Origin of the sequence: Roseivivax lentus (assembly GCF_900156805.1) — a bacterium.
GTDB lineage: Bacteria > Pseudomonadota > Alphaproteobacteria > Rhodobacterales > Rhodobacteraceae > Roseivivax > Roseivivax lentus.
The window spans coordinates 466,645-475,557 of record NZ_FTOQ01000001.1; the positions used below are offsets into that span (position 1 = coordinate 466,645).

General features: G+C 67.3%; 12 protein-coding genes. 3 read left to right on the top strand and 9 right to left on the bottom strand.

Annotated elements, in window-relative coordinates; all coding sequences use genetic code 11:
- Positions 1 to 262 precede the first annotated feature (262 nt).
- Positions 263 to 526 carry a hypothetical protein gene (locus tag BW990_RS02180; protein WP_076445118.1) on the top strand — a complete coding sequence of 88 codons (264 nt, stop codon included), beginning with the start codon at positions 263 to 265 and terminating at the stop codon, positions 524 to 526.
- A gap of 36 nt (positions 527 to 562) precedes the next feature.
- On the opposite strand, the gene BW990_RS02185 is transcribed toward BW990_RS02180, so the two are convergent.
- The 8 genes from BW990_RS02185 to folK form a co-directional block, all read right to left on the bottom strand.
- The gene (locus tag BW990_RS02185) at positions 563 to 1,231 is read right to left on the bottom strand and encodes a L,D-transpeptidase (RefSeq protein WP_076444531.1); all 669 of its coding nucleotides are present in this window, start codon (positions 1,229 to 1,231) and stop codon (positions 563 to 565) included.
- A gap of 300 nt (positions 1,232 to 1,531) precedes the next feature.
- Entirely contained in the window at positions 1,532 to 1,933 is a 402-nt protein-coding gene (gene acpS, locus BW990_RS02190; protein WP_076444533.1) for a holo-ACP synthase, read from the bottom strand.
- Complete coding sequence (locus BW990_RS02195; protein WP_076444535.1) at positions 1,930 to 2,391, bottom strand: deaminase; 462 nt, start codon at positions 2,389 to 2,391, stop codon at positions 1,930 to 1,932. The genes acpS and BW990_RS02195 overlap by 4 nt, the downstream gene beginning before the upstream one ends.
- Before the next feature lie 49 nt (positions 2,392 to 2,440).
- Positions 2,441 to 3,223: a pyridoxine 5'-phosphate synthase gene (locus BW990_RS02200; RefSeq protein ID WP_076444537.1), complete on the bottom strand. Its 783-nt coding sequence runs from the start codon at positions 3,221 to 3,223 to the stop codon at positions 2,441 to 2,443.
- Between the two features lie 120 nt (positions 3,224 to 3,343).
- The gene (locus BW990_RS02205; protein ID WP_076444539.1) at positions 3,344 to 4,003 is read right to left on the bottom strand and encodes a DUF2062 domain-containing protein; all 660 of its coding nucleotides are present in this window, start codon (positions 4,001 to 4,003) and stop codon (positions 3,344 to 3,346) included.
- Positions 4,004 to 4,026: 23 nt separating this feature from the next.
- The gene (locus BW990_RS02210; protein WP_076444541.1) at positions 4,027 to 6,177 is read right to left on the bottom strand and encodes a RelA/SpoT family protein; all 2,151 of its coding nucleotides are present in this window, start codon (positions 6,175 to 6,177) and stop codon (positions 4,027 to 4,029) included.
- Positions 6,178 to 6,217: 40 nt separating this feature from the next.
- On the bottom strand, positions 6,218 to 6,571 hold the full coding sequence (gene rpoZ / locus BW990_RS02215; protein ID WP_076444543.1) for a DNA-directed RNA polymerase subunit omega: 354 nt from the start codon (positions 6,569 to 6,571) through the stop codon (positions 6,218 to 6,220).
- A gap of 79 nt (positions 6,572 to 6,650) precedes the next feature.
- Entirely contained in the window at positions 6,651 to 7,232 is a 582-nt protein-coding gene (gene folK, locus BW990_RS02220) for a 2-amino-4-hydroxy-6-hydroxymethyldihydropteridine diphosphokinase (RefSeq protein ID WP_076444545.1), read from the bottom strand.
- A 149-nt stretch (positions 7,233 to 7,381) separates the two neighbouring features.
- On the opposite strand from folK, the gene BW990_RS02225 reads away from it, so the two are divergent.
- Together BW990_RS02225 and BW990_RS02230 are read left to right on the top strand one after the other, a co-directional pair.
- The gene (locus BW990_RS02225; protein ID WP_076444547.1) at positions 7,382 to 7,954 is read left to right on the top strand and encodes a LabA-like NYN domain-containing protein; all 573 of its coding nucleotides are present in this window, start codon (positions 7,382 to 7,384) and stop codon (positions 7,952 to 7,954) included.
- A 15-nt stretch (positions 7,955 to 7,969) separates the two neighbouring features.
- Complete coding sequence (locus tag BW990_RS02230) at positions 7,970 to 8,410, top strand: YqaA family protein (RefSeq protein WP_076444549.1); 441 nt, start codon at positions 7,970 to 7,972, stop codon at positions 8,408 to 8,410.
- Between the two features lie 16 nt (positions 8,411 to 8,426).
- Here BW990_RS02230 and BW990_RS02235 read toward each other — a convergent pair whose 3' ends face one another.
- Entirely contained in the window at positions 8,427 to 8,879 is a 453-nt protein-coding gene (locus tag BW990_RS02235) for a DUF3429 domain-containing protein (protein ID WP_076444551.1), read from the bottom strand.
- Positions 8,880 to 8,913: the final 34 nt, after the last annotated feature.

Consider the following 8,913-nt stretch of genomic DNA (forward strand, 5'->3'; position numbering starts at 1 on the left):
AGTGTGGCATAATATGAGTGGAAAATGAATGGTATGCTGCGGCGCGATGGCGAAGGAAGGCGCCGCGTTCGGGGCAGCAGCCACGCGTCGTCGCAGAAAGGCCTCTCCTGCAGCGCGTCGCAGCCCGTGGCCCGGTGTCGTACCATCTGCCACACCTGAGAAAGGATGGCCCGCCGCCATGTTCGATACGCTTGTCCCGGCAGCGGCGATCATCGATACTTCCCGGCGAAACGAGGCCGCTTTCCCGTCAGAGAGATATGAAATGAAAACGAAATGTCTGGCCGCGCTCTCCGCGGCGCTGCTGCTGGGCGCCTGCGCCGAGATGTCCGATGGCGCGCCGGTCACGCCCTTGCCCGAGGCCGTGGTCGCCATCGCCGCACCCTATCAGGACCTCACCACCGCGCGGCTGCGCTCGGAAGACGGCTGCTACTGGTATTCCCATGCGGGCCCGGTCGAGACGACGCTGATCCCCCTGCGCACCGCCGCGGGCAACCCGATCTGCAGCTCGGCCGCCGAATCCACCTGAGCCAACGCGGCGTCCGTCGCGGCGGCACGCGGCCGGTCAGCTGCTGGCGGTGACCGAATCCTCGGCCGGATAGAGACGCGCCATGACCCCGGTGTCGACCTGATCGTAAAGCCCGTTGATATGCGCCATCACCATGCGCACGCAGCCCGAACTGGCGCGCGTGCCGATCGAGCGCGGCGCGGGCGTGCCGTGGATCCGCAGATAGGTGTCGCGGTTCCCGACATAGAGATAGAGCGCGCGCGACCCGAGGGCATTGCCCGGACCCGGCTCCATGCCGCCATCGGCGTAGCGGCCGTATTTCTCGGGTTCCCGCGCGATCATCGCCTGGGTCGGGGTCCAGTGCGGCCAGGCCACCTTGCGCCGGATGGTGTAGGTTCCGGGCTCGTAAAGGTTGCCCCGCCCGATCGCCGCACCGTAGCGCATGGCGGTCCCGCCTTCCTCGATATGGTAGAGATAGCGCGCGACCGCATCGACATGGATGTCGCCCGGCACGAGGCCGGGATTGGCCTCCACCCGGACCGGCAGGAAGCGCGGATGCAGACCCCAGGGATTCGACGTGGCCGGGTCATATTCCGCAGGCGTCACCTGCGCGTCCCAGGTGTCCTTCTGGGCCTCGGTCGGCCAGGTACTGGCATGGACCGCGCCCGCGATCGGGGCGGAGAAAAGCGCGGCGGTTGTCATGACGAAATGGCGTCGTGTCAGCATGTCTTGGCTGTCCTCGTGTCTGTCCCGGCGTTGCGGGGCATTTTGCGGTCCCAACGTGCCGTTGCACAAGCGGTTCCGTCGGATGCCGCGCAAGAAGCCTGCGCCGCTGCGCGCCGTCGACCACACAAGGCGCGTTCATCCGCGCCGAACCGGGCGGCGCAGGACCGCCGGCTCCGAGGCCGCAGCGCCCCCACGTCGCGACACCAAACGACAGGCGGCAATCCGATCCGCTCCTGAGCGCGGCCTTCCGACATTCGGGCAGCCCCGCCCGAACACCTCATCCAACCGCAGCGCCGCGCCTCACGCCCGGGGCCGCGCCTCGATCAGCACGAAAGCCTGCGCCCAGGGGTGATCGTCGGTCAGCGTGACGTGGATGATCGCCTCGAAACCCGGCGGCGTCATCGCCTCGAGCCGGTCCTTGGCCCAGCCCGTCACCTCCATCACCGGCTGGCCGGTATGCAGGTTCGACACCGCCATGTCCTTCCAGGCGATGCCCATGCGCAGCCCGGTGCCCAGCGCCTTGGAACAGGCCTCCTTGGCTGCCCAGCGCTTGGCATAGGTGCCGGGCGTGTCCGCGCGCCGCTCGGCCTTGCGCTGCTCGGTCTCGGTGAAGACCCGGTTGCGGAAACGGTCGCCGAAGCGCTGCAGGGTGCGCTCGATGCGCTCTATGTTGGCCAGATCGGTGCCGATGCCGAGAATCATTCCGATCCCCCGTAGATATGCCGCACCTCCGCGATCCGCACGCCGCCGCGCCAGGCGAAAGCGTCCTGCGTGGCGCGGGCGTAATCCTCGAGCCGGAGTTGCGGGAACTGGAAGAAGTCGGGCGCCTCGTCCTGGGTCATGGCGAAGACCAGCCGGTCGATCCCGGCCCAGCGCATGGCCGCGAGGCACATCTCGCAGGGCTGCATCGAGGCGATGAGCGTGCTGCCCGACAGGTCTGTCGAGCCCAGCGCCCGGGCCGCGCGGGCGATGGCCACCACTTCGGCGTGGCGCGTGGGGTCCGTCGTTTCCGCCACCTCGTTGGCTTCCACCGCCACGATCCGCGTGTCCTGCACGATCGCGGCGGTGAAGACCGGGCCGGTCCCGTCATGCAGCGCCCGCGCCCGCGCGATCACCTGGTCGAGCGCCTCCTCCTCGGTCTCGGTCAGCGCGAAGCTCATGGCCGGGCCGCCGCGCCCGCGACGACGCCCGCACGGGCGGAGAAGCGGCTCATGGCCGCGCCGCGTCCATCGCGCGGCGCATCTCGGCGATGGCGCCGCCGAGCCCGCGGAAGATCGCCTCGCCGATCAGGAAGTGACCGATATTCAGCTCCCGCACCTCGGGCAGGGCGGCGATCGGCCCGACGATCTCGTAGGTCAGGCCGTGGCCCGCATGCACTTCGAGGGCGAGGCTGTGGGCATAGGTTGCCATCTCGCGCAGCCGCGCCAGCTCCGTATCCCGCGCGGCATGGTCGCCCTCGTAATGATGGTCGCAATAGGCGCCGGTATGCAGCTCGATCACCTCGGCGCCGACCTCTGCGGAGGCCTTGATCTGCGCCGGGTCGGCGGCGACGAAGAGCGATACGCGGCAGCCGGCCTCGCGCAGCGGCGCGATATAGGCGGCGAGCCTCTGCGCGTCGCCCGCCACTTCGAGCCCGCCCTCGGTGGTGCGTTCCTCGCGCTTCTCGGGCACGATGCAGACCGCGCGCGGGCGGTAGCGCAGCGCGATTTCCTGCATTTCCCCGGTCGCCGCCATCTCGAAATTGAGCGGCACCGACAGCCCGTCCATCAGCGCCTCGATATCGGCGTCGCGGATATGGCGGCGGTCTTCGCGCAGATGCGCGGTGATGCCGTCGGCCCCGGCCTCCTCGGCGAGCTTCGCCGCGCGCAGCGGGTCGGGATAGGCGCTGCCGCGCGCGTTCCGCACGGTGGCCACGTGGTCGATGTTCACGCCGAGGCGCAGGTGTCCGCCGGTCTCCGCGCCGCCGGTTACCGCGCCCTTGTGATCTGCCATTGTCTCGTACTCCGACTGTGTCCGTCCGTGATGCCTTGCCTGCAAACTAGGGCCGCGGGCCGGTGCGGGAAACCTCAAAAGCCGCGGCCTTGCGCGGACGCCAAGCGGCGCGCGACCCGCTCAATCCGCCGAGGCGCCCCGGCCCGCGGCCTTGGCCTTCTTCTTGGCCTTGAGCGAGGCGAGCTTCGCCGCGAGCCGCCCCTTGCGGCGGTTCTGGTAGGCGCGGATCAGCGGCAGCGAGATGTAGTAGCAGATGAGCCCGGTGATGATGCCGGGGATGATCCCGCCCACGAGATAGGGATAGAACACCTCGTCGAAGAATTGCGACAGGTTCTGCCAATCGGCTTCGGCGGGGGTGAAGATCGCCAGGAAATTGTCCCACAGGTCGCGCCCCGCGGCGGTGAATTTCTGCCCGACCCAGCGGTGATCCTCGGGATCGCTCTCGATGCCCAGAAGCCAGTTGCCGGTCTGCAGCGAGATCACCGCGATGGGCACGTAGGTCAGGGGATTGCCGAAGAAGGTGCCGAGCAGGCTCGCCACGATGTTGCCGCGCAGGATCCATGCAAGCAGCGCCGCGAGGAAGAAATGGAAGCCGTAAAGCGGCGTGAAGGTCATGAAGACGCCCGCGAAGAGGCCCCGCGCGATCTTGTCGGGCGGGTCGGGCAGCCGCTGGAGCCGGTGGCGCACGTAGCGCGCCGCCCGCGCCCAGCCGCCTTTGGGCCAGAGCGCGCGCAGGAGCCGTTTCCACAGCGGTTGTTGATCGCGACGCCTGAAGACCACCCGCGCCTCACCTCATTTCATCGCTACTCGGCCGCCGCGCGGGACGTCGCCGTCGTGTCATCGCTGCCGTCGTCGCGCCAGCGGATGACCTGCGCGACGTCGCTTTCCGCCTCAAGGGCCGACATGACCGAATGCAATTGTTCCGCATCGCTCAGTTCCAGGTCGACTTTCAGCCTGTAGAAGTCCGGCTTGCGGTCCTTGAAGTGCAGGTCCGAGATATTGGCCTTACGCTCTCCGATCAATGTGCAAATCCGCCCGAGCACACCCGCATCGTTCCCGATCGTGAGATCGAGCGTGATCGCGTAGACCGGCGGGTGGTGCCCCTCGGCCCATTGCAGGTCGAGCCAGCGGTCGGGCTCGTCCTCCACATCCGCAAGGCGCGGGCAGTCGATGGCATGGACCACGACGCCGTGTCCGCGCCGGGCGATGCCCACGATCCGCTCGCCGGGCAGGGGCTGGCAGCAGCCCGCGCGATGGAAGGCCTGCCCGTGTTCGAGACCGATGACCGCGCGGGCGGTGTCGACCTCGTCGCTGGGCCGGGGCGTGAGGTCGGGATAGACCGCCGAGACCACCTCGCGCGCCGAAAGCTCGGCCGATCCCAGTCGCGCCAGCATCGCCTCCGCATCGGAAATGCGCAGGGTCCGGGCGGCCTTCTCCAGCACCTTGTCGGAGGCCTTCTTGCCCACATGCTCGAAGGCCGAGCGGGCGATCTCGCGGCCGAGCTTGACGAAACGCTCCTTGCGGGCCTCGCGCAGCGCGCGCCGGATCGCGGACTTGGCCTTGCCGGTCTTGGCGATGTCGAGCCAGGTGGCCTGCGGGGCCTGCCCCTGCGCGGTGATGATCTCGACCGACTGGCCGTTCTTCAGCCGCGTCCAGAGCGGCACGCGCAGCCCGTCCACCTTGGCGCCGACGCAGGCCGAGCCGATCCGCGTGTGGATCGCATAGCCGAAATCCAGGGGCGTCGCGCCCTTCGGCAGCTTCACCACCTCGCCCTTGGGCGTGAAGCAGAAGACCTGGTCGGAATACATCTCGAGCTTGACCGCCTCGAGAAATTCGTCGTGGTCCTCCTCGGCGGTGAACTGCTCGGTCAGCGACGCGATCCATTTCGCGGGATCGACCGCGAAGGGGTTCTGCGCGCGCACGCCGTCGCGGTAGGACCAATGCGCGGCCACGCCGGTTTCGGCCACCTCGTGCATCTGGCGGGTGCGGATCTGCACCTCCACGCGCTTGCCGTCACGCCCCGAGACGGTGGTGTGGATCGAGCGGTAGCCGTTGGTCTTGGGCTGGCTCACGTAATCCTTGAACCGCCCCGGCACGGCGCGCCAGCGGTGATGGATGGCGCCCAGGGCGAGGTAGCAATCCATCTCCGAGCGGGTGATGATGCGGAAGCCGTAGATGTCCGACAGCCGCGAGAAGGACAGGTCCTTCTCCTGCATCTTGCGCCAGATCGAATAGGGTTTCTTGGCGCGCCCGAAGACCTCGGCCTCGATGCCCGCGGCGTCCAGCTCGTGGCGCATGTCGGCGGTGATGCGCGGGATCACGTCGCCGGTTTCGCGCTGCAGCGTGATGAAGCGGCGGATGATCGAATTGCGCGCCTCGGGGTTGATGACGCGGAAGGCCAGGTCTTCCAGCTCCTCGCGCATCCATTGCATGCCCATCCGGCCCGCCAGCGGCGCGTAGATGTCCATGGTCTCGCGCGCCTTCTGCAGCTGCTTGTCCTCGCGCATGGCGCGGATGGTGCGCATGTTGTGCAGCCGGTCGGCGAGCTTCACGAGGATCACCCGCAGATCCTTCGACATCGCCATGAAGAGCTTGCGGAAATTCTCGGCCTGCTTGGTCTCGTTCGAGGACAGCTGCAGGTTGGTCAGCTTGGTGACTCCGTCGACCAGCATGGCGATCTCGTCGCCGAAGCGCTTCTGCACCTCGGAATAGGTCGACTTGGTGTCCTCGATCGTGTCGTGCAGCAGGGCCGTGACGATGGTCGCGTCGTCGAGCTGCTGCTCGGTCAGCAGCGCCGCGACCGCGACGGGATGGGTGAAATAGGGCTCGCCCGATTGCCGGGTCTGGCCCTCATGCATCTCGCGGCCATAGGCATAGGCCGCGCGAATCAGCGCCTCGTTGGTCTTCGGGTTGTAATTGCGGACGAGCGCAATCAGGTCTTCGGCGGCGATCATGCGCCCATCCTCCCCGCGCGCGCCCGCATTCCGGGGCGGCTTAGCGCTCGCCCTGGGCCTCCATCAGCGCGCGCAGCAGTTTCTCTTCGGACATGTCGTCTTCCTGCGGCTTGTCGGGCTCGGCCCCCATCAGCAGCGCCATGGCGTCCTCTTCGGGCTCATCGACCTCGATCTGGGTCTGGTTCGCCTCGATGATGCGCTCGCGCAGCTCGTCGGCGGACTGGGTCTCCTCGGCGATCTCGCGCAGGGCGACAACGGGGTTCTTGTCGTTGTCGCGGTCCACGGTGATCGGGCTGCCGGCGGAAATTTCACGAGCGCGATGGGCCGACAACAGAACCAGCTCGAAGCGGTTCGGAACCTTGTCGACGCAATCTTCAACCGTCACGCGGGCCATTGGTATCTCCAGTCTGGGTCTGACGTCAGAAGAGTCGTACCTAACGTGCCACAAGAGGCTTGACAAGACGCGTTTCCTCTTACAGCGGCGTGATTTCCGCACGCGCCCCGGGCGGCAGCGCATCCCGCATCTCGCGCACGCTCTGCCCGGTCAGCGGATGGGTCCAGTGGGGCGCGATATCGGCCATCGGGACCAGCACGAACCCGCGATCCTGCAGGCGCGGATGCGGCAGGATCAGCGTCTCCGGCGCCTCCTGCCGCTGCGCATCGGGCGCGAGCTTCCGCCAGCGTGTCTGGGTTTCGGCGTCCGGGCGCACCAGATCTCCCAGCGCGATCAGGTCGAGATCCAGCGTGCGCATGCCCCAGCGCTGGGCGCGGGCGCGCCCGAAAACCGCCTCCACCGCGTGCAATTCCGCCAGCGCCGCCTCGGGCGTCATGCCCGCCGGAAGGCTCAGCAGTGCCGCGGCATTGACGTAGTCCGGACCCGCATTGGCCGGGAAACACGGCGTCGCGTAGAATCGGCTGATCGCCCTGATTTGCAGCGCCGTCTGGCCGATTTTTTTCAATGCCGATAAGAGGGTTTCTGCCGGGGGATGATCGCCGAGCGGCAGATTCCCTCCTAACGCGATCACTGCATCTTGCCTGACCTGCATGAGAGGCATATCCTTTCGAGTAGGTGGCCATTCTTTTGAACCCGCGACATCGACTTGCCGCTACGCCTACGCTCTCTATTTAGAGCACCAAGCGAAGACCTTCCGATTCACGGCCGTCCGGTCATCGACGGCATCAAAAGCATTGAAGAGGCCATTTTATGTTTTACAAGGACGAACGGTTGGCGCTGTTCATCGATGGTTCCAACCTCTACGCCGCGGCAAAGGCGCTTGGGTTCGACATCGACTACAAGCTCCTGAGGCAGGAATTCGTGCGCCGGGGACGCATGATCCGGGCCTTCTATTACACCGCACTGCTCGAGAATGACGATTATTCGCCGATCCGCCCGCTGGTGGATTGGCTGCACTATAACGGCTTCACCATGGTGACGAAGCCCGCCAAGGAATACACCGACAGCCAGGGCCGCCGGAAGGTGAAGGGCAACATGGATATCGAACTTGCCGTCGATGCCATGGAGCTTGCCCCGCGCGTCGATCACATCGTCTTGTTCTCGGGGGATGGCGATTTCAAGCCTCTGGTCGAAAGCCTGCAGCGCCAGGGCGTGCGCGTTTCGGTCGTCTCGACGATCCGCTCGCAGCCGCCGATGATCGCCGACGAACTGCGCCGCCAGGCCGACAATTTCATCGAGCTCGACGAGCTGCGCGACGTGATCGGGCGGCCCCCGCGCGATGTCGGCGCCGAGGCCCAGGACCGGACGAGCAACGTCGCCTGATCCGGACCACGCCCGGTGGAGGTCAGCCTTGCCGCGCTCGGCGGTCTTTTTGCCGCGGCCTTCGGGGCCGCGACCATCCTGCCGTTCCAGTCCGAAGTGGTCTTCGTCGGCCTGCAGCTGAGCGGCGCGGCGGCGATCTGGCTTCTCGTTTTGGTGGCCAGCATCGGCAATATCCTCGGCGCGGTGGTCAATTACGTGCTCGGCCTCTGGGCCGAACGGCTGCGCGACACGCGCTGGTTTCCCGCCTCCGACAAGCAGATGGACCGCGCGCAGGATTGGTGGCAGCGCTACGGCGTCTGGACGCTCTTGCTGTCCTGGGCGCCGCTCGGGGATGCCTTCACGGTGCTCGCGGGCATCGCCAGGGTCCGGCTCTGGGTCTTCCTCGCGCTGGTGAGCATCGCCAAGACGGGCCGCTACGCGGTGCTGGCCTGGGCCACCGCCGCGGCCTCGGCGTGATCCGCGCGGCCTGCGCTCAGTAGAAGACCCCGACCGACAGGCAGATGACCACCAGCGCGGTCAGCAGCACCCGAAGCTGCATCCACCAGCGTGGCGCGAGCCCCCAGCGCCAGAAGGCGAAATCCAGCACCAACAGACCGAGATAGCCGAAGATCAGGTTCATGCCCGCCGAAACCGGCCCGCCCCCCGCCATGAAGAACGCCCAGAGCGCAGGGATCACCGACAGCGCGTATCCGGTGGCGGCGCGGGCATCCTCGGCCTTGGTGGCGAACCCCCAGAGCACGCCCGACATGAAGCTCAGGATCACCGCGCCGTAATAAAGCTGCACGTAAGGCCCGATGAAGCGCGGCCCGAGATTGGCCAGACCCCATTCCGCGAGGCCCGGCGACAGCAGCGTCATGGCGCCCCAGAGAAACGGAAGGACGCCGGCAAGGCCGAGGATCAGGGCGGCGCGGGGGATGTCGGTCATGGGGCGGGCTCCGTCGTGGCGGTCTCGTGCCTGG

Bases quoted from the DNA above. Each gene is read 5' to 3' on its own strand.
- acpS (WP_076444533.1), bottom strand. From the start codon at position 1,933: ATGATTCTCGGCATCGGCACCGATCTGGCCAACATAGAGCGCATCGAG.
- BW990_RS02180 (WP_076445118.1), top strand. From the start codon at position 263: ATGAAAACGAAATGTCTGGCCGCGCTCTCCGCGGCGCTGCTGCTGGGC.
- rpoZ (WP_076444543.1), bottom strand. From the start codon at position 6,571: ATGGCCCGCGTGACGGTTGAAGATTGCGTCGACAAGGTTCCGAACCGC.
- BW990_RS02200 (WP_076444537.1), bottom strand. From the start codon at position 3,223: ATGGCAGATCACAAGGGCGCGGTAACCGGCGGCGCGGAGACCGGCGGA.
- folK (WP_076444545.1), bottom strand. From the start codon at position 7,232: ATGCCTCTCATGCAGGTCAGGCAAGATGCAGTGATCGCGTTAGGAGGG.
- BW990_RS02225 (WP_076444547.1), top strand. From the start codon at position 7,382: ATGTTTTACAAGGACGAACGGTTGGCGCTGTTCATCGATGGTTCCAAC.
- BW990_RS02195 (WP_076444535.1), bottom strand. From the start codon at position 2,391: ATGAGCTTCGCGCTGACCGAGACCGAGGAGGAGGCGCTCGACCAGGTG.
- BW990_RS02235 (WP_076444551.1), bottom strand. From the start codon at position 8,879: ATGACCGACATCCCCCGCGCCGCCCTGATCCTCGGCCTTGCCGGCGTC.
- BW990_RS02185 (WP_076444531.1), bottom strand. From the start codon at position 1,231: ATGCTGACACGACGCCATTTCGTCATGACAACCGCCGCGCTTTTCTCC.
- BW990_RS02210 (WP_076444541.1), bottom strand. From the start codon at position 6,177: ATGATCGCCGCCGAAGACCTGATTGCGCTCGTCCGCAATTACAACCCG.